Source organism: Salipiger sp. IMCC34102, from assembly GCF_004145405.1.
Lineage (GTDB): Bacteria > Pseudomonadota > Alphaproteobacteria > Rhodobacterales > Rhodobacteraceae > Loktanella.
On sequence record NZ_SELQ01000003.1, the window covers coordinates 216,443 to 242,515 of the forward strand.

General features: G+C 68.6%; 21 protein-coding genes. 17 read left to right on the forward strand and 4 right to left on the reverse strand.

Annotated elements, in window-relative coordinates; translation table 11 throughout:
* Positions 1 to 9 precede the first annotated feature (9 nt).
* From EU805_RS08640 to murD, 4 genes are read left to right on the forward strand one after another with little or no spacing between them, the layout of a single operon-like run.
* Positions 10 to 1,503 (forward strand): UDP-N-acetylmuramoyl-L-alanyl-D-glutamate--2,6-diaminopimelate ligase, encoded by a 1,494-nt coding sequence (locus tag EU805_RS08640; protein WP_129763570.1) that lies wholly within the window; start codon positions 10 to 12, stop codon positions 1,501 to 1,503.
* Entirely contained in the window at positions 1,500 to 2,912 is a 1,413-nt protein-coding gene (murF, locus tag EU805_RS08645; RefSeq protein WP_129763571.1) for a UDP-N-acetylmuramoyl-tripeptide--D-alanyl-D-alanine ligase, read from the forward strand. The genes EU805_RS08640 and murF overlap by 4 nt, the downstream gene beginning before the upstream one ends.
* Positions 2,913 to 2,938: 26 nt before the next feature.
* Positions 2,939 to 4,021, forward strand: a complete 1,083-nt coding sequence (mraY, locus tag EU805_RS08650) for a phospho-N-acetylmuramoyl-pentapeptide-transferase (protein WP_129763572.1) — start codon at positions 2,939 to 2,941, stop codon at positions 4,019 to 4,021.
* A 1-nt stretch (position 4,022) separates the two neighbouring features.
* On the forward strand, positions 4,023 to 5,420 hold the full coding sequence (gene murD / locus EU805_RS08655) for a UDP-N-acetylmuramoyl-L-alanine--D-glutamate ligase (RefSeq protein WP_129763573.1): 1,398 nt from the start codon (positions 4,023 to 4,025) through the stop codon (positions 5,418 to 5,420).
* Between the two features lie 113 nt (positions 5,421 to 5,533).
* Here murD and EU805_RS08660 read toward each other — a convergent pair whose 3' ends face one another.
* The gene (locus tag EU805_RS08660) at positions 5,534 to 6,706 is read right to left on the reverse strand and encodes an NAD(P)/FAD-dependent oxidoreductase (protein WP_129763574.1); all 1,173 of its coding nucleotides are present in this window, start codon (positions 6,704 to 6,706) and stop codon (positions 5,534 to 5,536) included.
* 153 nt (positions 6,707 to 6,859) lie between these two features.
* Here EU805_RS08660 and ftsW point away from each other — a divergent pair, with 153 nt between their 5' ends.
* The 12 genes from ftsW to recN all read left to right on the forward strand — a co-directional run bounded on the left by ftsW (position 6,860) and on the right by recN (position 20,490).
* Entirely contained in the window at positions 6,860 to 8,029 is a 1,170-nt protein-coding gene (ftsW, locus tag EU805_RS08665; RefSeq protein WP_129763575.1) for a putative lipid II flippase FtsW, read from the forward strand.
* A complete protein-coding gene (murG, locus tag EU805_RS08670) occupies positions 8,026 to 9,114 on the forward strand; it encodes an undecaprenyldiphospho-muramoylpentapeptide beta-N-acetylglucosaminyltransferase (protein WP_129763576.1) in 1,089 nt (362 codons plus the stop codon). Before ftsW ends, murG begins: the two co-directional genes overlap by 4 nt.
* Positions 9,114 to 10,529, forward strand: coding sequence for a UDP-N-acetylmuramate--L-alanine ligase (gene murC / locus EU805_RS08675; RefSeq protein ID WP_129763577.1), 1,416 nt, complete (start codon positions 9,114 to 9,116; stop codon positions 10,527 to 10,529). The genes murG and murC overlap by 1 nt, the downstream gene beginning before the upstream one ends.
* Before the next feature lie 4 nt (positions 10,530 to 10,533).
* Entirely contained in the window at positions 10,534 to 10,794 is a 261-nt protein-coding gene (locus EU805_RS08680; protein ID WP_129763578.1) for a DUF2484 family protein, read from the forward strand.
* Entirely contained in the window at positions 10,791 to 11,732 is a 942-nt protein-coding gene (murB, locus tag EU805_RS08685; protein ID WP_370318187.1) for a UDP-N-acetylmuramate dehydrogenase, read from the forward strand. The genes EU805_RS08680 and murB overlap by 4 nt, the downstream gene beginning before the upstream one ends.
* Before the next feature lie 117 nt (positions 11,733 to 11,849).
* Positions 11,850 to 12,728, forward strand: coding sequence for a D-alanine--D-alanine ligase (locus tag EU805_RS08690; RefSeq protein ID WP_242494110.1), 879 nt, complete (start codon positions 11,850 to 11,852; stop codon positions 12,726 to 12,728).
* Complete coding sequence (locus EU805_RS08695) at positions 12,725 to 13,597, forward strand: cell division protein FtsQ/DivIB (protein WP_129763737.1); 873 nt, start codon at positions 12,725 to 12,727, stop codon at positions 13,595 to 13,597. The genes EU805_RS08690 and EU805_RS08695 overlap by 4 nt, the downstream gene beginning before the upstream one ends.
* Positions 13,597 to 14,931, forward strand: a complete 1,335-nt coding sequence (ftsA, locus tag EU805_RS08700) for a cell division protein FtsA (protein ID WP_129763580.1) — start codon at positions 13,597 to 13,599, stop codon at positions 14,929 to 14,931. The genes EU805_RS08695 and ftsA overlap by 1 nt, the downstream gene beginning before the upstream one ends.
* A 177-nt stretch (positions 14,932 to 15,108) precedes the next feature.
* The gene (ftsZ, locus tag EU805_RS08705; RefSeq protein ID WP_129763581.1) at positions 15,109 to 16,746 is read left to right on the forward strand and encodes a cell division protein FtsZ; all 1,638 of its coding nucleotides are present in this window, start codon (positions 15,109 to 15,111) and stop codon (positions 16,744 to 16,746) included.
* A 187-nt stretch (positions 16,747 to 16,933) separates the two neighbouring features.
* Complete coding sequence (gene lpxC / locus EU805_RS08710) at positions 16,934 to 17,851, forward strand: UDP-3-O-acyl-N-acetylglucosamine deacetylase (RefSeq protein ID WP_129763582.1); 918 nt, start codon at positions 16,934 to 16,936, stop codon at positions 17,849 to 17,851.
* A 125-nt stretch (positions 17,852 to 17,976) separates the two neighbouring features.
* Positions 17,977 to 18,819: an outer membrane protein assembly factor BamD gene (locus tag EU805_RS08715; RefSeq protein ID WP_129763583.1), complete on the forward strand. Its 843-nt coding sequence runs from the start codon at positions 17,977 to 17,979 to the stop codon at positions 18,817 to 18,819.
* An 18-nt stretch (positions 18,820 to 18,837) separates the two neighbouring features.
* Complete coding sequence (gene recN / locus EU805_RS08720; RefSeq protein WP_129763584.1) at positions 18,838 to 20,490, forward strand: DNA repair protein RecN; 1,653 nt, start codon at positions 18,838 to 18,840, stop codon at positions 20,488 to 20,490.
* Positions 20,491 to 20,692: 202 nt separating this feature from the next.
* Here the strand turns inward: recN and EU805_RS08725 are convergent, their stop codons facing one another.
* Positions 20,693 to 22,072 carry an FAD-binding oxidoreductase gene (locus EU805_RS08725; RefSeq protein WP_129763585.1) on the reverse strand — a complete coding sequence of 460 codons (1,380 nt, stop codon included), beginning with the start codon at positions 22,070 to 22,072 and terminating at the stop codon, positions 20,693 to 20,695.
* A gap of 89 nt (positions 22,073 to 22,161) precedes the next feature.
* Between EU805_RS08725 and EU805_RS08730 the strand changes: the two genes are divergently transcribed.
* Positions 22,162 to 23,841: a chloride channel protein gene (locus EU805_RS08730; RefSeq protein ID WP_129763738.1), complete on the forward strand. Its 1,680-nt coding sequence runs from the start codon at positions 22,162 to 22,164 to the stop codon at positions 23,839 to 23,841.
* Between the two features lie 7 nt (positions 23,842 to 23,848).
* On the opposite strand, the gene EU805_RS08735 is transcribed toward EU805_RS08730, so the two are convergent.
* A complete protein-coding gene (locus EU805_RS08735) occupies positions 23,849 to 24,193 on the reverse strand; it encodes a DUF427 domain-containing protein (protein ID WP_129763586.1) in 345 nt (114 codons plus the stop codon).
* 33 nt (positions 24,194 to 24,226) lie between these two features.
* Positions 24,227 to 26,017 carry an aminopeptidase P family protein gene (locus EU805_RS08740; RefSeq protein WP_129763587.1) on the reverse strand — a complete coding sequence of 597 codons (1,791 nt, stop codon included), beginning with the start codon at positions 26,015 to 26,017 and terminating at the stop codon, positions 24,227 to 24,229.
* Between the last annotated feature and the right edge of the window lie 56 nt (positions 26,018 to 26,073).

Sequence of the window (26,073 nt, forward strand, 5' to 3'; positions counted from 1 at the left end):
GGGGCCCGCATGTCCGACATCAAGACCCTGCTGGACCTCGGGCTGCACGCCCGGGGCGGGCGCAACCCGCGTATCCTGGGGCTGGAGACCGACAGCGCCCGCGTGCGCGACGGCACGCTCTTCGCCGCGATGCCCGGCACGCGCGTACACGGTGCGAAATACGCGGCCCAGGCTGTCGAGGCGGGGGCCGCGGCGATCCTGACGGACGCCGAAGGGGCGCGATTGATCGGCGACGCGCTGGACGGCAGGGACGTGGCGCTCGTCGTCGCACAGGATGCGCGGCAGGCCCTGGCGCAGACCGCCTCGCTGTGGTTCGGCGCCCACCCCGAGATCGTCGTCGCCGTCACCGGCACCAACGGCAAGACCAGCGTCACCACCTTCACCCGCCAGATCTGGGAGGCGCTGGGCTTTGCGGGCATCAACCTCGGCACCACCGGCGTGGAAGGGGCCTGGACCGCGCCCCTTGCGCATACGACCCCCGATCCGCTGACCCTGCACCGCGTGCTGGCCGAGGCGGACGAGGACGGCGTCACCCATGCCGCGATGGAAGCCTCCAGCCACGGGCTCGATCAGCGACGGCTGGACGGTGTCGTGGTCGCCGCGGCAGGCTTCACAAATTTTACGCAGGATCACCTGGACTACCACGAGACCTTCGAGGCCTACTTCGACGCCAAGATGGGGCTCTTCACCCGCGTGCTGGCCGACGACGGGGTCGCGGTCGTGAACCTCGACGATCCGCGCGGGCAGGAGGTCGCGTCCCTGTGCACCCTGCGCGGGATCGAGGTCATCGGCTGCGGCCGTCACGCCGACGCGCGGCTGCGGATCACCGGGCAGCGCTTCGACGACACCGGGCAGGACATCCAGTTCACCTGGCAGGACCGTCCCTTCCGCGCACGGCTGAACCTGATCGGCGGGTTCCAGGCGGAAAACGTGGTTCTGGCCTGCGGGCTTGCGATCGCCGCCGGCGCCCTGCCGGGCGACGTCTTCCGCACCCTGCCGGAGCTCACAACCGTGCGCGGCCGGATGCAGCTCGTGGCCCAGCGCGAGAACGGCGCCACGATCTTCGTCGACTATGCCCACACCCCCGACGCGGTCGAGACGGCGCTCGAGGCGCTGCGCCCGCACGTGATGGGCCGCATCGTCGTGGTCCTCGGCGCGGGCGGCGACCGGGATTCCGGCAAGCGCCCCCTTATGGGACGCGCCGCCGCCGAGAACGCGGACATGGTCGTGGTCACCGATGACAATCCCCGCAGCGAACGCCCCGCCGACATCCGCGCCGCGGTGCTTTCGGGCGCTATCGCCGCGCACGCCGCCGAGGTCACAGAGGTAGGCGATCGGGCCGAGGCGATCCTGCGCGGCATCGACGCACTGGGCCCCGGTGACGCCCTGCTGATCGCGGGCAAGGGGCACGAGACGGGCCAGATCGTGGGCGATACGGTGCTGCCCTTCGATGACGCCGAACAGGCCAGCGTCGCGGTCGCGGCGCTGGAGGGGCGGATATGACCCTCTGGACCGCCGCCGAGGCGCGGGACGCCACGGGTGGGGAAACGACGGGCGACTGGACCGCGACCGGCGTTTCCATCGACACGCGCAGCCTGCAGCCCGGCGATATGTTCGTGGCCCTGAAGGCGGAGCGGGACGGCCACGACTTCGTTGCGCAAGCGTTTGAAAAGGGCGCATCTTCCGCACTTGTGACCCACCGGCCCGAGGGGGTCGCGGAAGACGCGCCGCTTCTGGTCGTGGGCAATGTCCTGACAGGCCTCGCGGATCTCGCGCGGGCCGCCCGCGCGCGCACCGCGGCCCGCGTGGTGGCGGTGACCGGTTCGGTCGGCAAAACTTCGACCAAGGAGATGCTGCGCGCCGCCCTGACCCCGCAGGGCCTCACCCATGTGGCGGAGGCCTCCTACAACAACCATTGGGGCGTGCCGTTGACCCTCGCGCGGATGCCGCGGGATGCGGCCTTCGCGGTGATCGAGATCGGCATGAATCACCCCGGAGAGATCGCTCCGCTCGCGCGTCTGGCGCGGCCGCACGTGGCAATGGTCACCACCGTCGCCCCCGCGCACCTGGAAGCCTTCGACGACCTCGACGGGATCGCACGCGAGAAGGCCTCCATCGTGGAGGGGTTGGAGCCGGGCGGGATCGCCGTGCTCAACGCGGATTTGTCCACCTCGCAGATCCTGCGCCAGATCGCGACGGATGCGGGGGCGAACCTCGTCACCTTCGGTCAGGACGCCGATTGGCGGCTCGACGACGTCCGGATCACGGACGTCGCCACGGTGATCGCCGCCGCCCATGCGGGAACCGACTACCTCGTGAAACTGTCCGTCCCGGGTCGGCACTTCGCCGCCAACGCCGTCGCGGTCCTTGCCGCTTGTGAGGCCCTGGGCGCGGACGCAGGCGACGCGGCGCGTCACCTGTCGGATTGGCAGCCGCCCGCCGGGCGCGGCACCCGCGAGACGGTCACGCTGGACCCCCACAACGAGGGCGAGAGCCTCGCGCTGATCGACGATGCTTTCAACGCCAACCCCGCCTCGATGGAGGCCGCTCTCGAAGTGCTGGCCGCGAGCGCACCGCGCGCGGGCGGGAGCGCCGAGGCGCGGGGCCGGAGGATCGCGATCCTGGGCGACATGCTCGAACTGGGACCGGAGGAGGTCGAGATGCACGCAAGTCTCGCCGCAAGCCCGCACCTCAAGAGCCTGGACGCGGTTCATTGCACAGGCCCGCGGATGCGCGCGCTCTTCGATGCGCTGCCGGCCGAACTTCGGGGGCAGTGGTCCCCCGATGCCGACGACCTTGCCGCCATGGCGGGACGGCTTGTCGGACCCGGCGATGTCGTGCTGGTGAAGGGGTCCAAGGGCAGCCACGTCAGCCGCGTCGTTGACGCCATCCGCAAACTCGGGCATCGCTGACCCGCAGTCCAGCAAGGAAGACATACATGCTCTATTGGCTTACCGGTTTGTCGGACGGCGGCGATTTCTTCAACCTTTTCCGCTACATCACCTTCCGCGCGGGGGGCGCGTTCCTGACCGCGCTGACGTTCGGCTTCCTTTTCGGCCTGCCGCTCATCAACGTGCTGCGTCGCACGCAAGGGAAAGGCCAGCCGATCCGGACCGACGGCCCCGAAGGTCACCTGGCCAAGGCCGGCACGCCGACGATGGGGGGGCTGCTGATCGTCGGGGCCTCGACCACCGCGACGCTTCTTTGGGCCCGGTGGGATACGCCCTACATCTGGATGATCCTCTTCGTGACGCTCGGCTTCGCGGCCATCGGCTTCGCCGACGATTACGCCAAGGTGCGCGCCCAGGCGTCCGACGGGGTGTCCGGCAAGGTGCGGCTGGCGATCGGTTTCGCGATCGCGGGGCTGGCGGCATTCTTCGCCACGTTCTTCCACCCCGAGCAGTTGCAGTTCCAGCTGGCCGTGCCGGTCTTCAAGGACGTGCTGCTGAACCTCGGGGTCTTCTTCGTGCCCTTCGCGATGGTCGTGATCGTGGGGGCGGCCAACGCGGTGAACCTGACCGACGGGCTCGACGGGCTTGCGATCATGCCCGCGATGATCGCCGCGGCGACCTTCGGGATCATCGCCTATTTCGTGGGTCGCGTGGACTTCGCCGACAGCCTTGGGCTGCACTACGTGCCCGACTCGGGCGAGATCCTGATCTTCTGCGCGGGCCTCGTCGGTGGCGGCCTGGGCTTTCTGTGGTACAACGCGCCCCCCGCCGCGGTCTTCATGGGCGACACCGGGTCGCTGGCCCTCGGCGGTGCCCTGGGCGCCATAGCGGTGGCCACCAAGCACGAGGTGGTGCTGGCCATCGTCGGCGGGCTCTTCGTGGTCGAGGCGCTTTCGGTCATCATCCAGGTGCTCTACTTCAAGCGCACCGGCAAGCGCGTCTTCCTGATGGCCCCGATTCACCATCACTACGAGAAGAAGGGCTGGGCCGAGCCGCAGATCGTCATCCGGTTCTGGATCATCGCCCTGATCCTCGCGATGATCGGCCTCGCCACCTTGAAGGTGCGCTGAGGTGATCCCCGTCCGCGGATACCAGGGCCAGGCCGTCGGGGTCCTGGGGTTGGGCCGTTCGGGTCTGGCCGCGGCCCGGGCCTTGCGCGAAGGCGGGGCCCGCCCGGTGGTCTGGGATGACGGCCAGAGGGGCCGCGAGGTGGCGCAGGATGACGGGTTCGAAGTGCGCGATTTCACCGGTTTCGGTGCGTTCGACGGCATCTCGGCCCTGATCGTCAGCCCCGGCATTCCGCACCTCTACCCCGCGCCGAACCCGGCCATCGCGGCGGCCTGGGACGCGGGCGTGCCGGTGGACAACGACATCGGCCTGTTCTTTCGCTCCTTCGCGACGGAGGATTGGCACGGCTTCGACACGGCCCCGCGCGTCATCGCGGTGACGGGAAGCAACGGGAAGTCCACGACGTCCGCACTCATTCACCACATCCTGGTGGAGAATGGACGTCCCACGCAACTTGCCGGCAACATCGGCCGTGGCGTGCTGGACATCGACCCCGCCCATGATGGCGAGGTCGTCGTGCTGGAACTGTCCTCCTACCAGACCGAGCTTGCGCGCCACATGACGCCGGACGTTGCGGTGCTGACCAACATCTCTCCAGATCACCTGGACCGCCACGCGGGGCCGGGGGGGTATTTCGCCGCGAAGCGCCGCCTGTTCTCGGAAGGGGGGCCCGATCGGGCCGTCGTCGGCGTGGACGAGGCGGAAGGGCGCTACCTTGCCAACCAGTTGGTCGACGCCCCCGGAGACGACCGCCTTATCCGGGTGTCGGTCGAGCGCAAGCTCTCGGACGGCTGGGCCGTCTGCGCGCGCAAGGGGTTCCTGACCGAGACGCGGCGCGGCAAGCAGGTGGCCTCCATCGATCTGCGCGAGATCGCGGGTCTGCCAGGTACGCACAATCACCAGAACGCCTGCTGCGCCTACGCGGCGGTGCGGACGCTGGGCCTTGGTCCGCGCGGGATCGAGGCCGCGATGCGCAGCTATCCCGGCCTGCCGCACCGCAGCCAGGTCATCGCGGAACAAGATGGTGTGCGTTACGTCAACGATTCCAAGGCCACGAACGTGGACGCCGCCGCCAAGGCGCTGCAGGCCTTCCCCAGGATTCGCTGGATCTGCGGGGGCTTGCAGAAGGACGGCGGTCTGGACGGACTGATGCCGCACCTTGGTTCGGTCGTGCGGGCCTATGTGATCGGACGCGAGGCGGAGGCCTTCGCCCGACAGTTGGGCGGGCTCGACGCGGCGGTCTGTGGCACCATGACCGAGGCGGTCCGCCAGGCCATGGCCGAGGCGCAACCGGGCGAGGTGGTCCTGCTGGCCCCGGCCTGCGCCTCGTTCGACCAGTACGACAGCTTTGCCGCCCGCGGGGATGACTTCGCGGAACGGGTGAAGGCCGGGCTGGTCTGAGAGGGTGAAGGGGGCGCTGCCCCCGCGGCTGCGCCGCTCCCCCGGAGTTTATCTGGCCAGATGAAGTGGCGGGGGTTTCTCGGGCTGTTCAGGTTTTTGGACCGGGCGGGCGTTCAGTCGGTCGCGGCGATCGCGGTGCCGGCGGCCCAGCCCGAGGACCAGGCCCATTGGAAGTTGTAGCCGCCCAGCCAGCCGGTGACGTCGACGGCCTCGCCGATGGCGTAGAGGCCCGGGACGGCCTTCGCTTCCATCGTTCGGGCGTCCACGGCGTCGGTGTCGATGCCACCCAGCGTGACCTCGGCGGTGCGGTAGCCTTCCGATCCGGCGGGGGTGAGCTGCCAGCGGTGCAGGTGCTGTGCGATCTCGGCGAGGGCCGCGTCTGAGAGGTCCGCGAGGTTCGACTTCGGCAGCTCGTCGCGCAGGAATGTCACCAGCTTGGCGGGCAGGTGGTGAGAGAGGACCGTGCCCAGGGCGCGGCGCCCGGCCGTCTGGCGGGCCTGCTTCAGGACGGCGAAGAGGTCCTGGGAGGGGGAGAGGTCGAGCGTGATGCTCTCTCCCTCGGTCCAGTAGCTCGACGCCTGAAGGATCGCGGGACCGGACAGGCCGCGGTGGGTGAAGAGCGTCGCCTCGTCGAAGGTGGGGCCGTTCGCCTGCGCCCGGGTCGGCAGGGCGGTGCCGGCGAGCGGCTTGAACGTCTCGCCGAAGGTCAGCGGCACAAGGCCGGGGCGGGGCGTGATCACCCCCAGGCCGAACTGCTCGGCCAACTGGTAGGCAAGGCCCGTGGCACCCATCTTGGGGATCGATTTGCCCCCGGTGGCGATGACGAGATTGCGCGCCCGCACAGTCATCGGCGTGCCTGCCCGGGTCAGCGAGACCGCGAACTCACCATCGTGCCGCACGGCCTCCACCGACGTCTCGAGCCACAATCGGACACCGGCGCGGTCCATCTCCGCCCGCAGGAGGGCCACAATCTGTCGGGCGCTGTCGTCGCAGAAGAGCTGCCCCAGCGTCTTTTCGTGCCAGCCGATGCCGTGGCGGTCGACGAGCGCGATGAAGTCCCATTGCGTGTAGCGGGCCAGCGCGGATTTCACGAAATGCGGGTTGCGCGAGATGAAGGCCTGAGGGTCGGTATGCAGATTGGTGAAGTTGCACCGACCACCGCCCGAGATGCGGATCTTCTCTCCGGGTGCGCGGGCGTGATCGACCACGAGCGTGTCGGGACCGGCGTGGGCGGCGGCCATCATGCCGGCGGCTCCGGCGCCAAGGACGAGGGTTGTGACCTGCATGGACCCGACCTGACGCGAAACGCCGTGCGAGGCAAGCGCGCGACGATCCGCGGGGTGGGGAATAAAGTGTGGCGGCTGCGAATCATTCGCGTTACACTCGTGTTCAGATCCGGGGTAAACCGGACGACTTGAGGCATATTCGGGCGGACATCTATGACCGAGATGGTATACGGCGCGCCGCGCGTGGCGACGGGAGACCCCGTTCTGCCGCGCTGGTGGCGCACGGTCGACAAGTGGACACTTGGCTGCGTCGTGGCGCTTTTCGGGATCGGGCTGATGCTGGGTCTCGCCGCCTCGCCGCCGCTGGCCGCGCGCAACGGGCTGTCGCCGTTCTACTATGTCTCGCGACAGGCGTTCTTCGGCATCATGGCGCTTCTGGCGATGGCCGGGTTCTCGATCCTGTCGCCGGCCAACGTCCGAAGGCTGGGCGTGATCGGCTTTGCCTTCTCCTTCGTGGCCCTGATGTTCCTGCCGGTCTTCGGCACGGATTTCGGCAAGGGGGCGATGCGGTGGTATTCGCTGGGCTTCGCCTCGGTGCAGCCGTCGGAGTTCCTCAAGCCCGGGCTGGTGATCATGTGTGCCTGGCTGATGGCGGCCGGGATGACCGTCGGCGGTCCCCCGGGGCGGCGGTTGAGCTTCGTCATCGTCTCGATCGTGGTGGCCTTCCTGGCATTTCAGCCGGACTTCGGGCAGGCCTGCCTGGTGCTCTTCGCCTGGGGCGTGATGTACTTCGTGGCCGGGGCGCCGATGCTGCTTCTTCTGATCCTCGCCGGGGTCATCGTGAGCATGGGCGTGCTGGCCTATTCCAACTCGGAGCACTTCGCCCGCCGCATCGACGGCTTCCTGTCGCCCGACATCGACCCGCGCACGCAGCTAGGCTACGCCACGAATGCGATCCAGGAGGGCGGGTTCTTCGGCGTGGGCGTGGGCGAGGGGCAGGTGAAATGGTCGCTGCCCGACGCGCATACCGACTTCATCATCGCCGTCGCGGCCGAGGAATACGGGCTGGTCTGCGTGTTGGCGATCATCCTTCTCTACGCCGTGATCGTCCTGCGCAGCTTCGCGCGGCTGATGCGCGAGCGTGATCCCTTCATCCGCCTCGCGGGCACGGGACTGACCTGCGCCTTCGGCGTGCAGGCCTTCATCAACATGGGCGTGGCGGTGCGGCTTCTGCCGGCCAAGGGCATGACCTTGCCCTTCGTCAGCTACGGCGGATCGTCCCTGATCGCGACGGGGATCGCGGTGGGGATGCTTCTTGCGTTCACCCGCACCCGCCCGCAAGGCGAAATCGGGGACATCCTGCTGCGCCGGGCCGGCCGATGAGCAAGCTCGTGATGATCGCCGCGGGCGGCACCGGCGGGCACATGTTCCCCGCCCAGTCGCTGGCCGAGGCGATGCTGGACCGCGGCTGGCGCGTAAAACTCTCGACCGACGCGCGCGGCGCGCGCTACACCGGCGGCTTCCCTAAGGATGTGCAGATCGACACCGTCGCCTCGGCGACCTTCGCGCGCGGCGGCGCGCTGGCGAAGCTGATGGTGCCTGCCCGGATCGCGGGCGGGGCGTTGCAGGCCATCGTGAAGATGCGAAAGGACCGGCCGGACGTGGTCGTGGGGTTCGGCGGCTATCCCGCGATCCCCGCGATGACGGCGGCCACGTCCTTGCGCATCCCGCGCATGATCCATGAACAAAACGGCGTGCTGGGCCGGGTCAACCAGCTCTTCGCCAAGCGCGTCCATACCGTGGCCTGCGGCACCTGGCCGACGGAGCTGCCCGAGGGGGTCGAGGCCTTCCACACCGGCAACCCGGTGCGTGCCAGCGTGCTCGACCGGGCGGGCGCGGGCTACATCCCGCCGGGCGATTACCCGATGTCGGTGCTGGTGATCGGCGGCAGCCAGGGTGCGCGGATCCTCTCGGACGTGGTCCCGCCCGCCATCGCGGCTTTGCCCGAACCGGTGAAACGCTATATCCGCGTGCACCAACAGGCCCGCGAAGAGGATGTCGCCCGGGTGGAAGAGGCCTATGCGCAGGCGGGGATCGACGCCGAGGTCCGGACATTCTTCGACGACATCCCCACGCTGATGGCAGAGGCGCAACTGGTCATCGCCCGCTCGGGCGCCAGCACCGTGGCGGACATCAGCGCGATCGGGCGGCCCGCGATCTTCGTGCCGCTCGCCTCGGCGATCCGGGACGAGCAGACCGCCAACGCCCGACAGATGGTCGACGCGGGCGCCGCCGTCCTGATGCCGGAGCGCAAGTTCACCCCCGAGGCGCTGGCGGAGCACATGGAAACCGTCCTGTGCCATCCCACCGGGGCCGGACAAATGGCCCGGGCGGCCTTGTCCTGCGGGATGCCGGACGCTACGGAGCGCCTCGTCGCTCTGGTCGAAACACTAGGAGGACGCCCCTGATGGACGGAAATCTGCAGCTTATGGCACCGACGAAACTGCCCCTGGACGTGGGCGCTATTCACTTCGTGGGCATCGGCGGAATCGGCATGTCCGGCATTGCCGAGGTGCTGATCAGCCACGGCTACACCGTGCAGGGGTCGGATCTCAAATCCACCAAGATCACCGACCGGCTGGAAAGCCTCGGTGCGCGGATCACGATCGGTCAGCGGGCCGAGAACCTGGGCGATGCGCAGGTCGTCGTGATCTCGACCGCGATCAAGCCGGGGAACGCGGAACTCGACGCCGCCCGCGCCCGTGGCTTGCCGATTGTGCGCCGGGCCGAAATGCTGGCCGAACTGATGCGCCTCAAGTCCAACGTCGCCGTCGCGGGCACGCATGGCAAGACCACCACCACCACCATGGTCGCGGCGCTGCTGGACGAAGGCGGCATCGATCCTACGGTCATCAACGGCGGGATCATCCACGCCTACGGCTCCAACGCGCGGATGGGGCAAGGCGAGTGGATGGTGGTCGAAGCGGATGAATCCGACGGCACCTTCAATCGGCTGCCCGCCACCATCGCCATCGTCACCAACATCGACCCCGAGCACATGGACCACTGGGGCACGATCGAGAACCTCCGGCGGGGCTTTCTGGAATTCGTCTCGAACATCCCGTTCTACGGGCTGGCCGTCTGCTGCACCGACGACCCGGAGGTCCAGGCCCTCGTCGGGCGGATCAACGACCGCCGCGTCGTGAAGTTCGGGTTCAACGCCCAGGCGGACGTGCGCGCGACGAACCTGACCTACGAGAACGGCCAGGCGCATTTCGACATCGTCCTGCGCGCCGAAGGCGAAACCATCTCGGGCTGCGTCCTGCCGATGCCGGGCAATCACAACGTCTCGAACGCGTTGTCGGCGGTGGCGGTGGCCCGGCATCTTGGCATGACCAAGGACGAGATCCGCACCGCGCTGAAGAAATTCGGTGGCGTCAACCGCCGCTTCACCCGCGTGGGCGAAGTGGATGGCGTGACGATCATCGACGATTACGGCCACCACCCGGTGGAGATCGCGGCGGTCCTGAAGGCCGCGCGGCACGCAAGCACCGGCCGCGTGATCGCCGTCCACCAGCCGCACCGTTTCAGCCGCCTGTCGCATCATTTCGACGAGTTCTGCGCCTGTTTCAACGATGCGGACGTGGTCGGCATCTCTCCCGTATATGCCGCGGGCGAAACCCCGATCGAGGGTGCCAATCGCGACGCGCTGGTGGCGGGCCTGGTCCGGCACGGGCATCGCAACGTGCACGCGCTGGAAGACGAGGCGGACCTCGTCCAGCTGGTGCGCGACGAAGCGCGCCCCGGCGACATGGTCGTCTGCTTAGGGGCTGGCACGATCAGCGCCTGGGCCTATGTGCTGCACGACAAGCTCAAGGGTTGACCCCGTGCCCTGGTCGGTCATCTGCGCGGGTCTCTGGCTGGTCGCGGCGAATGTGCGCGCGATATTTCCTTCGCGCGACCGGCACTGGCGCTTCGCCTACGTCATGATCGCGATCGGCATACCGCTTCTGGGATGGGTCACGCTGGAGGCAGGCCCGATCGTGGCATTGCTCTTCATGGCGGGCGGGGCCTCGGTCCTGCGCTGGCCCATCTTCCACGCCTGGCGCCGCCTGCGTGGCCGCCGGGACGGGGAGCCTGCGGAATGATCGCGGACCTGCCCAAGGTGCGCGGCACACTGACCCCGGACCGGCCGCTCGACAGCCTGACCTGGCTTCGCGTCGGTGGCCCGGCGGAGGTGTTGTTCCAGCCCGCCGACGCCGAGGACCTGTCGGATTTCCTGAAAGCGCTGCCTGCGGATGTGCCGGTCTTCCCGATGGGCGTGGGGTCTAACCTGATCGTGCGCGACGGCGGCGTGCCGGGCGTGGTGATCCGGCTGGGACGCGGTTTCAATGCGATTCAAACCGAGGGGACCCGCGTTACCGCCGGGGCCGCCGCTCTCGACGCCCACGTGGCGCGCCGGGCGGCGGAAGCGGGGCTCGATCTGACCTTTCTGCGCACCATCCCCGGCAGCATCGGCGGAGCCGTTCGCATGAACGCGGGCTGCTACGGCGCCTACGTGGCAGACGTGTTGCACAGCGCCGAGGCGATCCTGCGCGACGGCAGCCGCGTGACGCTGACCCCGGCGGAGCTTGCCTTCGCCTACCGCTCCAGCAACCTGCCCGATGGTGCCGTAATCGTCTCGGCCACGTTCGATGCACCTCGCGGCGACCCGGACGCGCTGTCCCGGCGTATGGAAGAGCAACTCGCCAAGCGCGATGCGAGCCAGCCCACGAAGGACCGCACGGCGGGGAGCACCTTCCGCAACCCGGTCGGGCATTCCTCCACCGGGCGGGCCGACGACAGCCACGATCTGAAGGCCTGGAAGGTGATCGAGGACGCGGGCCTGCGCGGCGCGACCCTTGGCGGGGCGGTGATGAACGAGATGCATGCCAACTTCCTGACCAACGCCGGTGGCGCAACTGCCGCGGATCTCGAAGATTTGGGCGAAAAAGTCAGAAAAGAGGTTTACGCCGATTCCGGCCTGACTCTAGAGTGGGAAATCATGCGGGTGGGCATGCGGACTCCGTTCGACACCACGCGATGACCCCGGAAACCGGGGTGGCCCAAGGGGCCAACCAAGAATTGACGGGTCGCCAAAAGGCCCGCGAGCAAGGCGGTACAGGGCATGTCGGCAGTGACACCCTCCAAGGTCGTCGTCCTCATGGGCGGCCCATCGGCAGAGCGTGAAGTCTCTTTGTCGTCGGGGCGCGAATGTGCGGCGGCGCTGCGAGAGGCAGGATTCGAGACCATCGAGCTGGACGCGGGCCGCGATCTGGCCGCGCGGCTTGCCGAACTGTCCCCCGACGTCGTCTTCAACGCGCTGCATGGCCGCTGGGGCGAGGACGGTTGCGTCCAAGGTCTGCTGGAGTGGATGCGGATCCCCTACACCCACTCGGGCGTGCTGGCCTCGGCGCTTACGCTGGACAAGCAGCGCACCAAGGCGGTCTACCAGGATGCGGGCCTGCCGGTGGTGCCGAGCCTGCTGGCCAAGGCCTCCGACGTGCGGGCGGGCCACGTGATGACGCCGCCTTACGTCGTCAAGCCCAACGACGAAGGGTCGAGCGTCGGGATCTATCTGGTGCACGATGGGGCGACCGCGCCGCCGCAGCTGGCCGACAGCATGCCCGAGGAAGTGCTGGTCGAAGCCTACGCGCCCGGCCGCGAGCTGACCGTGACGGTGCTGGGCAACCGGGCGCTGACCGTGACCGATATCCTGACCGACGGCTGGTACGACTACGACGCGAAATACGTCGAAGGCGGCTCGCGCCATGTACTGCCCGCTGACCTGCCGCCCGAGGTCTTCGACGCCTGCATGGATCACGCCTTGCGCGCGCATCTGCTGCTGGGCTGCCGCGGCATCAGCCGCACCGATTTCCGCTGGGACGAGGGCAAGGGCGCGGCCGGCCTGATCCTGCTGGAAACGAACACCCAGCCCGGCATGACGCCGACGTCGTTGGCGCCGGAACAGGCGGCGCATGTCGGCATCCCGTTCCCGGAGCTGTGCCGGATGCTGGTGGAGGACGCCTCTTGCGATCGATGACCCGCCCGATCCGCGACCCCGCGCCGTCGAAGTGGGGCTACCGCTGGCAACGCTGGATGCTGACGCCGGGCGTGCGCACCGGCCTGCGGGTGGGCGTTCCGCTGGCGCTCGTGCTGGCCGTGGGCGGCATCTGGGCCGCGCAGGACGGCAATCGCGCGCTGGTGGCCGAAACCTTCGCCTCCGCGACCGAGGCCTTCCGCAACCGCCCCGAGTTCATCATGCGCAGCCTGTCGGTCAGCGGGGCGGACGAACCGCTGGCCGACCGCATCACCAAGATCGCGCAGATCGATTTCCCGGTCTCTTCCTTCGACATCGACCTCGAGGCGCTGCGGCGCGAGATCTCGGACCTCGAGGCCATCGCCGGGGCTCGGGTCTGGATCGGCGAGGCCGGCACTGTGCGCATCGACGTGGTCCCACGCGATCCGGTGGCGCTGTGGCGCACGGTCGAAGGCCTGCGGCTGATCGACGGACAGGGTGTCTTCTCGGGCCGGGTCGAGACCCGGGCCGAGCGTCGCGACCTGCCGCTGATCGCGGGGCAGGGGGCGGAGAGCTACATCGACGAGGCGCTGACGCTGTTCCGCCGGGCGGGCCCGATTTCGGACCGGGTGCGTGGACTGGTGCGCCGCGGTGACCGGCGCTGGGACATGGTGCTGGACCGCGGCGTGCGCATCGCCCTGCCTTCGGTCGATCCTGCCGCGGCCCTCGACCGGGTGATCGCGATGCACACGGCGACCGCCCTGCTGGACCGCGACGTCTCGATCGTGGACATGCGCATGAAGACCCGCCCGACCGTCCGGGTAAGCAAGGACGCGGTGACCGCCAGCCGGAACGCCGCGCGTGACCTAAGACCAATAGAGGCAATGCAGTGATGAAAGATCTCTACGATACGCAGCGCGCGATGCGGAACGTGCGCCAGGCCGCGATGCAGCGCGGCGTGATCGCGCTTCTCGACATCGGCACCTCCAAGATCGCCTGCCTGGTGCTGCGCTTCGACGGGCCCGACATCCTGGCAGCCAACGACGGGATCGGCGCGATGGCGGGCCAGTCGCGCTTCCGGGTCATCGGGGCCGCCACGACCCGGTCCCGCGGTGTCCGCTTCGGCGAGATCGACGCGATGCAGGAAACCGAATGCGCGATCCGCACCGCGGTGCAGGCGGCCCAGAAGATGGCCGAGGTCCGTGTCGATCACGTCATCGCCTGCTTCTCGGGCGCGCGGCCGCGGTCCTACGGATTGGACGGGTCGGTCGAGATCGAGGAGGGACTGGTCACCGAGAACGACATCGGCCGCGTCCTGGCCTCCTGCGAGATGCCGGACCTGGGCCCCGACCGCGAGGTCCTGCACGCCCAGCCGGTGAACTTCGCCCTCGATCACCGCAGCGGCCTGGCCGATCCGCGCGGGCAAGCGGGCAACACGCTCGCCACCGACCTGCACCTGCTCAGCGTCGACGCCACCGCGATCCGCAACCTCTTCTTCTGCATCAAGCGCTGCGACCTCGAACTGGCGGGAATCGCCTCTTCCGCCTATGCCTCGGGCATCTCCAGCATGGTGGAGGACGAGCTCGAACTGGGCGGGGCCTGCATCGACCTGGGCGGCGGCTCGACCGGCATTTCCGTCTTCATGAAGAAGCACATGATCTTCGCGGATTCGGTGCGCATGGGCGGCGATCACGTCACCGGCGACATCTCGATGGGCCTGCAGGTGCCGCTGGCCGTGGCCGAACGGGTCAAGACCTTCTACGGCGGCGTCGTGGCCACCGGCATGGACGACCGCGAGATGATCGAGGTCGGCGGAAACACCGGCGACTGGGAGCGCGACCGCCGCACCGTCAGCCGCGCCGAGCTGATCGGCATCATGCGCCCGCGGATCGAGGAGATCCTGGAAGAGACGCGGGCCCGCCTCGATGCCGCCGGGTTCGAGCATCTGCCGGGCCAGCAGATCGTGCTGACCGGCGGCAGCAGCCAGATCCCCGGTCTCGACGGGCTCGCGGCCAAGATCCTCGGCAGCCAGGTCCGGCTGGGACGGCCCATGCGCGTTCAGGGCCTGCCGCAAGCGGCGACGGGGCCCGCGTTTTCCTCTTCGGTGGGGCTTGCGCTCTTCGCCGCGAATCCGCAGGACGAATGGTGGGATTTCGATGTTCCCGCGGAAACCTACCCCGCCCGGTCGCTCAAGCGCGCCGTCAAGTGGTTCAAGGACAATTGGTGATACCCCAGATTTGGCGCATCACGCCAGATCGTGAAAATTTGCGCGGAATCGCGCCACATTTTGTAGGCAAACCGTGCTTTTGAGGTGACGGACTGGGGTTGAATCGTTAACGTCACCCCAATAAGCGGATTCTGCCCGGTGGGACGGGTGCCAAACACATCAACAGGCGGACTGGTCATGACACTCAATCTCTCTCTTCCCGGGCATGAAGAGCTTAAACCCCGCATTACCGTGTTCGGTGTCGGCGGGGCCGGCGGCAACGCCGTCAACAACATGATCGAGAAGGAGCTCGACGGCGTCGAGTTCGTCGTGGCCAACACCGATGCGCAGGCGCTGCAGCAATCGAAGTCCGACCAGCGCATCCAGATGGGCCTGAAGGTGACCGAAGGTCTGGGCGCGGGCGCGCGCGCGACCGTGGGTGCGGCCGCCGCCGAGGAAAGCATCGAACAGATCGTCGACCAGCTGGCCGGCGCGCACATGTGCTTCATCACCGCCGGCATGGGCGGCGGCACCGGCACCGGGGCCGCTCCGATCATCGCGCAGGCCGCGCGCGAGCTGGGCGTGCTGACCGTCGGCGTCGTGACCAAGCCCTTCCAGTTCGAAGGCGGGCGCCGCATGCGCCAGGCCGAGGAAGGCGTGGAGGCCCTCCAGAAGGTCGTCGACACGCTCATCATCATTCCCAACCAGAACCTCTTCCGCCTCGCGACAGAGAACACGACCTTTACCGAAGCCTTCGCGCTGGCCGACGACGTGCTCTACCAGGGCGTGAAGGGCGTGACCGACCTGATGGTGCGTCCGGGCCTCATCAACCTCGACTTCGCCGACGTGCGCTCCGTGATGGACGAGATGGGCAAGGCGATGATGGGCACCGGCGAGGCCGAGGGCGAGGATCGTGCCAAGCAGGCCGCGCAGAAGGCCATTGCCAACCCGCTCCTGGACGAGATCAGCCTGCACGGTGCCAAGGGCGTGCTGATCAACATCACCGGCGGCTACGACCTGACCCTGTTCGAACTGGACGAGGCCGCAAACGAGATCCGTGACAAGGTTCACGAGGATGCCAACATCATTGTAGGCTCCACCCTGGATACCGAGATGGAAGGCCGGATGCGCGTCTCCGTCGTGGCGACCGGCATCGACGCCGCCGCCCGGGAAGAAGCCGCGCCTCAGCCGCGTCGGTCCGTGGCGGAGCCGATCCGCGAACCGCGCCGCGAGGAGCCGCGCCAGGAAGAGGTGCGCCGCGAGGAGCCGCGCCGCCGCGAAGTTCCCGCGGCCCGCGCGCCTGAACCGGCCCCCCAGCCGCATCGCGAAGAGCCTCGCCGCGAGGCGCCCGCAGCACGCGCGCCGGAGCCCGAGGCCCCGCGCGAACGGTCGCTGCTGGACGACATGGATGACCGTCACCAGGCACCCGCCGCGCGCGACGAGGATGACGATCTGCCGCCGCCCGCCTATCAGCCCCGCCAGGAGCCCGAGCCCCGCGCCTCGGAAAGCTTCACGGCCCCCCGTGCCGCCCGCCCGGGCGAGCCGACCCCGGAAGCGCTCGCGCGTCTTCAGGCGGCCGTGCAGCGCCAGCCCAAGGGTGCGACCGAGGCACGCCGTGCCCCCGAGCCCGAGGCCGAGAAGGGCCGGTTCGGGATCAACTCCCTCATCGGGCGGATGACCGGCGAACAGAAGCCCGCACCTGCGGCACCCCGCCAGCAGCCGCAGGTCAGCGCGCAGCGCGACCAGGCCTCCGCGCGGCCCCGGGTCGAGGACGACGTCGATCCCGACCAGGAACGGATCGAGATCCCCGCCTTCCTGCGGCGTCAGGCAAACTAAGCGGGCTCTCTCAAGCGAAAAAGAGCCACCCTTCGGGGTGGCTTTTTTTGTTTTGTTTTAGGAGGTTGGAGGGTCCGGCTTGCTTTGTTTCAGACGGTTGCAATGTGTGAATTGCGGCAGTGGGGCTGACTGACCTATCTGCACGTTACGATTTTATGAACGCCCCCGAACGACGCTAGGCAGACCCATGCAGACGACCCTCAAGAGCGACGTGACCTTCGATGGTATCGGCCTGCACTCGGGCCGCGCCGCGCGGCTGACCTTGCGTCCCGCTCCGGCGGACCACGGCATCGTCTTCCGCCGCGTCGACCAGGCGGGGCAGGGGATCGATCTGCCCGCGCTGTGGGATCACGTGGAAATCTCTCCGCTGAATACCCGGCTGCGGGTCGGGAATACCACTGTCTCTACGATCGAGCATCTCATGGCGGCACTTGCAGGCTGCGGCGTGCACAACGCGCTGGTGGAGATCGACGGACCGGAAGTTCCGATCATGGACGGCTCCTCGGTCGATTTCGTGCGCGGGATCGTGGGGGCGGGCCTGCGCCGGATGCTGCCCGCGATGCAGGCGATCAAGATCCTCGACGAGGTGCGCGTGACCCAAGGCGACGCCTGGGCCAGTCTGCGCCCGGCCACGTCGCTGCAGATCGACTTCGACATCGACTTCGCGGATGCCGCCATCGGCCGGCAAAGCAAGACGCTGAACATGGCCAACGGCAGCTTCGTGCACGAGTTGTGCGACAGCCGGACCTTCTGCCGCAACGCCGACGTGGAGGCGATGCGCGCGCAAGGCCTCGCACTCGGCGGCACGATCGAGAATGCCGTCGTCGTGGACAAGGACCGGGTGCTGACCCCCGGCGGCCTGCGCCACGCCGACGAGGCGGTGCGCCACAAGATGCTGGATGCGCTGGGGGATCTCTACACCGCCGGGGCGCCGATCCTGGGCCGCTACACGGGCCACAAGGCCGGTCACAACCTGACGAACGCCTTGCTGCGCGCGCTCTTCGACCGGCCAGAGGCCTGGCGCATGGTCACCTGCTCCGATCAGATCGCCGCCCGTCTGCCGGGGCATGGCGTGACCCGGCACGACCTTTTCGCCGTCGCCTGAGCGGGCCGTCACATCTTGGCCGAGTGGCGCGATAAGGCGTTTTGCACCCCGGTCTTTTCTGTTAAACCCTCGACCAATGGGACCCGCCCGACGGGTCCGGCAAGACTTTGACGCGGGGGCGTGCGATGCAGCTTTCATCGAACCGGTTCACCCTTGGGGCCGCTGTGCTGGTGCTGGGGCTGCTTGCAGGCTGCGGGGATCGCACCGCGGCACTGCCCGGTTCCGTCGACGGCCAGACCGCGATGCAGATCTTCCAGCAGGGCGAACAGCGGCTGGCCGCGGGCAACCCCGAGGACGCCGCCTTCTTCTTCGGAGAGATCGAGCGGCTCTACCCCTATTCCGAGTGGGCCGAACGCGCGCTGATCATGCAGGCCTATGCCTACCACATGGACAGCGACTACCCCAACAGTCGCGCCTCCGCGCAGCGGTTCCTCGATTTCTATCCGGCGCAACCGGATGCGGCTTACGCGCAATACCTGTTGGCCCTGTCCTACTACGACCAGATCGACGAGGTTGGCCGCGACCAGGGCTTGACCTTCCAGGCCGCCCAGGCGCTGCGCACGGTGATCGAACAGTATCCCGACAGCGAATACGCCAGCCCTGCGGTCCTGAAGTTCGACCTGGCCTTCGATCACCTCGCCTCGAAGGAGATGGAGGTCGGACGCTACTACCTCAAGCGGCGCAATTATGCGTCCGCCGTGAACCGGTTCCGGGTCGTCGTCGAAGACTTCCAGACGACCACCCATACGCCCGAGGCGCTGCACCGTCTTGTGGAAAGCTACCTTTCGCTGGGCCTCACGAACGAGGCGCAGACCGCCGGGGCCATCCTGGGTGCAAACTATCCCGCGACCGAATGGTACCAGGACAGCTATGCCCTGCTGACCGGCCAAGGGCTCGAGGCGCGCGCGCAAGGCGACAGCTGGCTGGCCTCGATCTACCGGCAGGTGCTCAAGGGCGAATGGCTCTGACCGCGACACACCCCTGACATGCTCCGCACGCTCGACATCCGTGACATGCTCATCATCGACCGGCTGGAGCTTGGCTTTCAGCCCGGTCTGAACGTGCTCACCGGCGAGACGGGGGCGGGCAAGTCGATCCTGCTCGACTCCCTGGGCTTCGTGCTTGGCTGGCGTGGCCGGGCCGAGTTGGTGCGGCAGGGCGCCGACCAGGGGGAGGTGACGGCAAGCTTCGATCTGCCCGCCGAACATGCCGCCCACGCGGTCCTGCAGGAGGCCGGACTTCCCGACGGGCCGGAGCTAATCCTGCGCCGCGTGAACACCCGGGACGGGCGCAAGACCGCCTGGGTCAACGACCGCCGCGCCAGCGGGGAAGTCCTGCGCGCACTCTCCGACACGCTGGTCGAACTTCACGGCCAGCACGATGACCGCGGCCTGCTGAACCCGCGCGGCCACCGGGTGATGCTGGACACCTACGCGGGCCTCGACGCCGAACTCGATGCCACCCGCGCCGCCTGGTCCGCACTTGCGCGGGCCGCGAAGGAGCGCGAGGCCGCCGAGGCGCGCATCACAGAGATCCGCGCCGAAGAGGAGTACCTGCGTCACGCCGTGGGCGAACTCGACGCGCTCGACCCGCAGCCGGGAGAGGAGGCGACGCTCGACGTCGCGCGCCGTACCATGCAGGCCGCCGAACGGATCAAGACCGACGTGGCGCGCGCGGGCGAGGCGCTCGGCCTGCAAGGAGCCGAGGGCCTGATGTCGGATGCCAACCGCTGGCTGATCGGCGCCGCCGACAAGGCCGAAGGCCGGCTCGACGATCCGCTCGCCGCGATCGAACGCGCGATGCTGGAACTCGACGCGGCGCAACGCGGCGTGCAGGATGCGCTCGACGCGCTGACCTTCGACCCCGCCGAGCTGGAAGCGACGGAGGAGCGTCTGTTCGCAATCCGCGGCCTGGCGCGCAAGCATGGCGTTCTGGCCGACGATCTGGGCGGTTTCGCCGCGGACCTGCGGGACCGGCTGGCCCTGCTGGACGGAAGCGAGCGCGATCTGGGCGATCTGCAGAAGGCCGGACGCGCGGCGCAGGTAAGCTACGATGCAGCGGCGGAGGCGTTGCACGCGGCGCGGGCCTCCGCGGCCGGCGGGTTGGACGCCGCCATGGCCGCCGAACTGGCGCCCCTGAAGATGGAGCGCGCGGTCTTCCGCACCGAGATCGCCGCAGCGCCCGCCGGTCCCGAAGGGCGCGACGCGGTGGCCTTCACGGTCGCCACGAACCCCGGCGCGCCGCCCGGACCGCTCAACAAGATCGCATCGGGCGGGGAACTGTCGCGCTTCCTATTGGCCCTGAAGGTCTGCCTCAGCCAGGCGGGCCAGGGCGGTGTGACGATGATCTTCGACGAGATCGACCGCGGTGTCGGTGGGGCCACCGCCGACGCGGTCGGCCGTCGTCTGGCCGCGCTCGCGGGCGAAGGTCAGGTGCTGGTCGTCACCCACTCGCCACAGGTCGCGGCCTTGGGCGGACACCACTGGCGCGTGGAAAAGCGGCAAGGCGCGGAGGAGACGACCTCCACCGTCGTCCCCCTCGACGCAGACGACCGCATTACCGAGATCGCGCGCATGTTGTCCGGCGACACGATCACCGACGCCGCCCGCGCCGCCGCCCGCGCGCTGATGGCGCCCTGATCGTCGTGCCGGTGCGCATCGTATCGACCTCGCGTCGCCGCGACCGGCAGAGCATTCCCAGCTTCGGAACGCGTCAGCCCCTTCATCTGGCCAGATAAACTCCGGGGGAGCCCCGCAGGGGCGGGGGCAGAGCCCCCTCCGACCTGGCCGATCGCGCGCCGCAGGATAGCCCGACCGCCGCGGCGATCGCCTTGCGCGCGTTTCAGCCGCCGGGTTGTCGCAGCATCTTGCCCGGGTTCATCAAGCCGTCTGGGTCCAGCGCCCGCTTGATCTGGGCCATCACGTCCCAGCCCTCTCCATGCTCGCGGTCCATGTAGGCAAGCTTGCCCATGCCGATGCCGTGCTCGCCGGTCACGGTTCCGCCAAGGCGCAGCGCGCGCTCGGCCATCTGCGCCGACAGCGCCATCGCGGCGGCCCGATCCTCGGCGCTGTCGTCGTCGATCAGAAGGGCCGCGTGGAAATTGCCATCGCCCACGTGCCCCAGGATCGGCCCGGGGACCCGGCTTGCGGCGATATCGGCCTGCGTTTCGGCGATGGCCTGCGCCAGAGCGCTGACGGGCACGCAGACGTCCGTCACGATCGCCCGCTTGCCGGGATGGTGGGCGAGGATCGACCAGAATGCGCGGTGACGCATCTCCCACAGCTTGGTGCGCTCCTCGGGCCGGGTCGCGACTTGCGGATCGTCGCCGCCGCAGTCGCGCGCGATCTCCGCGAAGGTGGCGGCGTCCTCTGCGACCGAAGTCTCGCTGCCGTGGAACTCGACGAAAAGATGCGGCCGGTCCGCGAAATCCGTCTTGCTGGCCGCGGCGACCACCGCGACGCAGGTCCGGTCCAGGAATTCCATCCGGGCCACGGCGAGCCCCATCAGCGTCACTTGCGTCGCGGCCTCGACCGCCGCGGGCACGTCCCTGAAGGCGCAGACCGCGGAAGAGATCGCCTGCGGCTGTCCGTGCAGCCTCAGCGTCAGTTCCGTGATGATCCCCAAGGTTCCCTCGGCCCCCACGAAGAGGCCGGTCAGATCGTAGCCCGCGCTCGATTTCGCCGCGCGATTGCCGGTGCGGATGATGCGGCCATCCGCCAGCACGACTTCGAGGGCGGCCACGTTGTCGTGCATGGTCCCGTACCGCACGGTCGTCGTCCCCGACGCCCGGGTCGCGGCCATGCCGCCCAGGCTTGCGTTGGCACCGGGATCGACGGGAAAGAACAGGCCCGTGTCCCGAAGGTGGGTGTTCAGATCCTCCCGCGTGACGCCGGGCTGCACGACGGCGTCCCGATCCTCGGCATGGACGCAGAGGATCCGGTTCATCTTCGTTAAGTTCAGCGTCAGCCCGCCGTGCGGGGCCAAGGTGTGCCCCTCGAGCGACGTGCCCGCGCCGAAGGGAATGACCGGGCAGCCGTGATCGGCACAGATCCGGACGATGGCGCTGACCTCCTCGGTGTCGCGCGGCCAGGCGACGGCATCGGGCGGGGTCGGTGCGAAGTGACTTTCGGACTGGCCGTGCGCGTCCCGGTCGGCGGCGCGCAAGGACAACCGGTCGCCCAACAAGGGGGCAAGGGCATCAAGGGCCGAGGAAATCGTCATCGCGGGCTCCAAAAAGGGCGGTTGCACTGCTTTTGCGCAAGCTCCGAATACCCTAAACGGAGATGGATACGCAAAAAAGGGGTGCCGCGATGCACGGCGAGCGGAGGAGCCTGACGGGCCACGCGAAACTGGCGGGCGATCTGCGGAGGGCCTGGCTTGCGATGAAGCTGCGCGGGCCGGGACAGGTTCAGTTCTGGTTCATCGCGCTGGTCCTGGGCATCGCCGCGGGGGGCGCCGCGGTCCTGTTCCGTATCGCCATCGACCTCGTCCAGCGCGTGGCCTACGGGACGGAGGACCCCACGCACCTCCACAGTTTCGTCACCGGCCTGCACTGGTCGCAGATCCTGATCGTGCCGATCCTGGGCGGGCTGATCGTCGGCCTGATCCTCGATCGCTTCATCGAGGACAGCCGCGTCCGCTCGGTCGCGGACGTGATCGAAGGAGCGGCCTTGCGCGAAGGCCGCGTGTCCTTTCGCGAAGGGCTCGCCTCCGGGGCGGCGAGCCTGCTGACGCTGGGCATGGGCGGCTCCTCCGGGCGCGAGGGGCCTGTGGTGCACCTCGCGGCCGTGATCTCGACCTGGATCTGCACCCGGATCCGGGCGGATGGCGTCACCGGGCGTGATCTTCTGGGCTGCGCGGTCGCCGCGGCCGTCTCGGCCAGTTTCAACGCGCCCATCGCAGGCGCGCTCTTCGCGCTGGAGGTCGTGCTGCGCCACTTCGCGGTCCATGCCTTCGCCCCCATCGTCATCGCCAGCGTCGCGGGCACGGTCGTCAGCCGGCTGGCGCTGGGGGACGTCACGCAGTTCATCATCGACCGCGACAACGTGCTTGCTTTCTATGTCGAGCTTCCGGCCTTTCTGATCCTCGGTCTGCTTTGCGGTCTGGTCGCCGTTGTCCTGATGCGGGCGATTTTCTGGACCGACAACCTCGGCAGTCAGCTGCAATACCGGTTGCGTATTCCCGCCTTCCTGCGGCCCACGCTGGCAGGGGCGATGCTGGGCCTCATGGCGATCTGGTATCCCCACATCATCGGCGTGGGCTACGAGACGACGATCACCGCACTGGCCGGAGGTCTTCTGCTGCACGAGGCGGTCATCTTCGTCATCCTGAAGGTGGCCGCCGTGGCGATCACCATGGGCGGGCGCATGGGCGGCGGGGTGTTTTCGCCATCCCTGATGATCGGGGCGCTGACGGGGCTGGCCTTCGGCCTCGTGGCGACCGGGTTGATGCCGGACCTGTCGGGCGACGGCACGCTCTACGCGCTGGCGGGGATGGGCGCCGTGGCGGCCGCCGTCCTGGGGGCGCCGATTTCGACCACGCTGATCGTGTTCGAGTTGACGGGGGACTGGCAGACCGGGCTTGCGGTCATGGTGGCGGTGTCGATGTCGACGGCACTGGCCTCGCGACTGGTGGAGCATTCCTTCTTCCTGCACCAGCTCGAACGGCGCGGCGTGCATCTCGCGGCCGGGCCGCAGGTCTACCTGCTGGGGACCTTCGTGGTGGGCAACGTCATGCGGCCGCTGTCCGATCCGCGTGCCGCCGCCGAAAGCGCCTGCCAGGAGTTGATCGCGGCGGGCACCTACGTCTCGGCCAGCGCCACGCTGGACCTCGCGATGCCGATCTTCGAACGGACCGGGGATCGCTTCATCCCCGTGGTCACCGTCAAGAAAGGCGAACCGCCCGTCCTGCAGGGCGCGCTGTTCCACGTGGATGCGCTGCGCGCCTTCAACCGCGCCCTTTCGGCGCGGTCCGCGGAAGAGCATTCCTGAGGTCGGATCAGACCTCTTCGACGGTCACGTGCTCGGTGTCGAAGGCGAGGCGCCCCGCGATCCGGGCCACGTCCGATTTCGGGTCTTCGTAACACCACACCACGTTCTCCAACGTGGTGCTCTTGGTCACGATCGAGAAATAGCTCGCCTCGCCCTTGTAGGGGCAGGTGGTCGTCCGGTCGGTGCGGTCGAGGAAGGTGATCGCGATGTCCTCCCGCGGGAAGTAGGCCACCGGATCGTAACCCGTCTCCCTCAGCATGAGCACGTCGGAGCTTTCCCCCAGCACGGCCCCGCCGGCGCGGACGACCCAATGGCCGCTGGCCTGTTCAATCGTGATACGGTCGGTGCTCATCAAGTCGTCCTTCAGGTCTGCGGGCGGCAAATGTCACAACGGCGCGCAGGCCCGGACCAGCCAGTCCCGCGCCATCCCGTCCACCTGTGGCCCAATCAGCTTGAGTGTATCGGCATGATAGGCGTCTATCCAGCGCAATTCCGCCCCTGTCAGTTGGGACCTGTCGATCAGACGGCGATCCAGCGGGACATGGGTGAGCGTCTCGAAACACAATTGCGGACGATCGTCGCCGCCCGGCACCGCCGGCGCCTCCCGGGTGACGATCAGGTTCTCGATCCGGATCCCGTAGGCGCCCTCGCGGTAGTAGCCCGGTTCGTTCGACAGGATCATCCCCGGTTCCAGCGCCACCTTCGAGCGGCGGGAGATGCCTTGCGGCCCTTCGTGCACGCTGAGGTAGGAGCCCACGCCATGCCCGGTCCCGTGATCGAAATCGAGCCCCGCTTCCCACAGCGGCATCCGCGCCAGCGCGTCGAGGTGTTGGCCCCCCACACCGCGGGCGAACCGCGCCCGGCTGACGGCGATCATGCCGCGCAGCACGCGGGTGTAGCGGTCGCGGTGCACGTCCTTTGGCGCGCCCACGATCACCGTGCGGGTGATGTCGGTGGTCCCGTCGAGGTACTGTCCGCCGCTGTCGATCAACAGAAGCTCGCCGGGGGTCACCGGGCGGTCGGTGGCTTCCGTCACCCGGTAATGCACGATGGCTCCGTGCGCGCCCGCGCCGCAGATCGTCTCGAAGCTGATGTCGCGCAAGAGCCCGGTGTCGCGGCGGAATTCCTCGAGCGCCTCAACCACGCGGATCTCCGTCAATTGACCAGACGGCGCCTCGGCGTCCAGCCAGGCCAGGAAACGCACCATCGCGGCCCCGTCGCGCAGGTGGGCGGCCTGCGCGCCGGCGATCTCGACCTCGGTCTTGCGCGCCTTGGGCAGGATGCAGGGATCGTCGGCCTCGATCACCTCCGCTTCGCCCTCGGCCAGGTGGCGGGCGATGGCGTCGGGGCAGGATCGCGGATCGATCCGCACGGGACCATCGAGCGTGGCAAGCGCATCCTCGAAGGCGTCGGGGTCCTGCACGGTGACCTGATCGCCCAGGTGACCCGACAGCCCTGCCACCTTGGCCGCCGGAGCGAAGAGATCGACCGTGCCGTCGGCATGGAGGATCGCCGTGCATTGCGGCACCGGGTTGCGCGGAATATCCGCGCCCCGGATGTTCAGCAGCCAGGCGATGCTGTCGGGCAAGGTCAGGATCCAGCTGCCCTTGGGCGTGTCCGCCGTCAGACGCGCGCGCTTCGCGGCATGGGTCTCGCCCGTGAACTCGACGGGGTGGGCGAAATAGGGGGCGTCGGGTCGTGCGGGGCGATCGGTCCAGAGCGGATCGATCTGGTTGGGCAGCGGGCAGAGGTCGATGGACTTGCCCGATAGCTTCTCGGTCAGATCCTCGATCTCGGCGGCGGTGTGCAGCCAGGGATCGTATGCGATCGCGCCACCTTCGGGAAGCTGCTCGATCAGCCAGTCGGACAGCTTCGTCTCGGGCCAGTTCACCGGTGTGAAATCGCGCGCGGTCTGGTCGCGGACCTGCAGCCGGTAGCGCCCGTCGACGAAGATGCCCGCGACGTCGTGCAGAATGACCGCGAAGCCCGCCGAGCCGGTGAAGCCCGTCAGCCAGGCAAGCCGCTCGTCGCAGGGGGCCACGTATTCGCCTTGCCAGCGATCGGTCCTCGGGACCAGCACACCGTCGAGGTGCTGCTCCGCCAGCCGCGCACGAAGGGCGGCCAACCGCGCGGGCCCCTGGTCCGGTTCACTGCTTTGCGTGAAGGTCTGAAACATGGCGCAGCGGCCCCCGTTCTCTGTTCCATAAATATCCCCGCCGGAGGCACGGCCTC

Coding starts and splice junctions, on each gene's coding strand:
- EU805_RS08640 (WP_129763570.1), top strand. CDS start 10: ATGTCCGACATCAAGACCCTGCTGGACCTCGGGCTGCACGCCCGGGGC.
- murF (WP_129763571.1), top strand. CDS start 1,500: ATGACCCTCTGGACCGCCGCCGAGGCGCGGGACGCCACGGGTGGGGAA.
- mraY (WP_129763572.1), top strand. CDS start 2,939: ATGCTCTATTGGCTTACCGGTTTGTCGGACGGCGGCGATTTCTTCAAC.
- EU805_RS08660 (WP_129763574.1), bottom strand. CDS start 6,706: ATGCAGGTCACAACCCTCGTCCTTGGCGCCGGAGCCGCCGGCATGATG.
- ftsW (WP_129763575.1), top strand. CDS start 6,860: ATGACCGAGATGGTATACGGCGCGCCGCGCGTGGCGACGGGAGACCCC.
- murG (WP_129763576.1), top strand. CDS start 8,026: ATGAGCAAGCTCGTGATGATCGCCGCGGGCGGCACCGGCGGGCACATG.
- murC (WP_129763577.1), top strand. CDS start 9,114: ATGGACGGAAATCTGCAGCTTATGGCACCGACGAAACTGCCCCTGGAC.
- murB (WP_370318187.1), top strand. CDS start 10,791: ATGATCGCGGACCTGCCCAAGGTGCGCGGCACACTGACCCCGGACCGG.
- EU805_RS08690 (WP_242494110.1), top strand. CDS start 11,850: ATGGGCGGCCCATCGGCAGAGCGTGAAGTCTCTTTGTCGTCGGGGCGC.
- EU805_RS08695 (WP_129763737.1), top strand. CDS start 12,725: ATGACCCGCCCGATCCGCGACCCCGCGCCGTCGAAGTGGGGCTACCGC.
- ftsA (WP_129763580.1), top strand. CDS start 13,597: ATGAAAGATCTCTACGATACGCAGCGCGCGATGCGGAACGTGCGCCAG.
- ftsZ (WP_129763581.1), top strand. CDS start 15,109: ATGACACTCAATCTCTCTCTTCCCGGGCATGAAGAGCTTAAACCCCGC.
- lpxC (WP_129763582.1), top strand. CDS start 16,934: ATGCAGACGACCCTCAAGAGCGACGTGACCTTCGATGGTATCGGCCTG.
- EU805_RS08715 (WP_129763583.1), top strand. CDS start 17,977: ATGCAGCTTTCATCGAACCGGTTCACCCTTGGGGCCGCTGTGCTGGTG.
- recN (WP_129763584.1), top strand. CDS start 18,838: ATGCTCCGCACGCTCGACATCCGTGACATGCTCATCATCGACCGGCTG.
- EU805_RS08725 (WP_129763585.1), bottom strand. CDS start 22,072: ATGACGATTTCCTCGGCCCTTGATGCCCTTGCCCCCTTGTTGGGCGAC.
- EU805_RS08730 (WP_129763738.1), top strand. CDS start 22,162: ATGCACGGCGAGCGGAGGAGCCTGACGGGCCACGCGAAACTGGCGGGC.
- EU805_RS08735 (WP_129763586.1), bottom strand. CDS start 24,193: ATGAGCACCGACCGTATCACGATTGAACAGGCCAGCGGCCATTGGGTC.
- EU805_RS08740 (WP_129763587.1), bottom strand. CDS start 26,017: ATGTTTCAGACCTTCACGCAAAGCAGTGAACCGGACCAGGGGCCCGCG.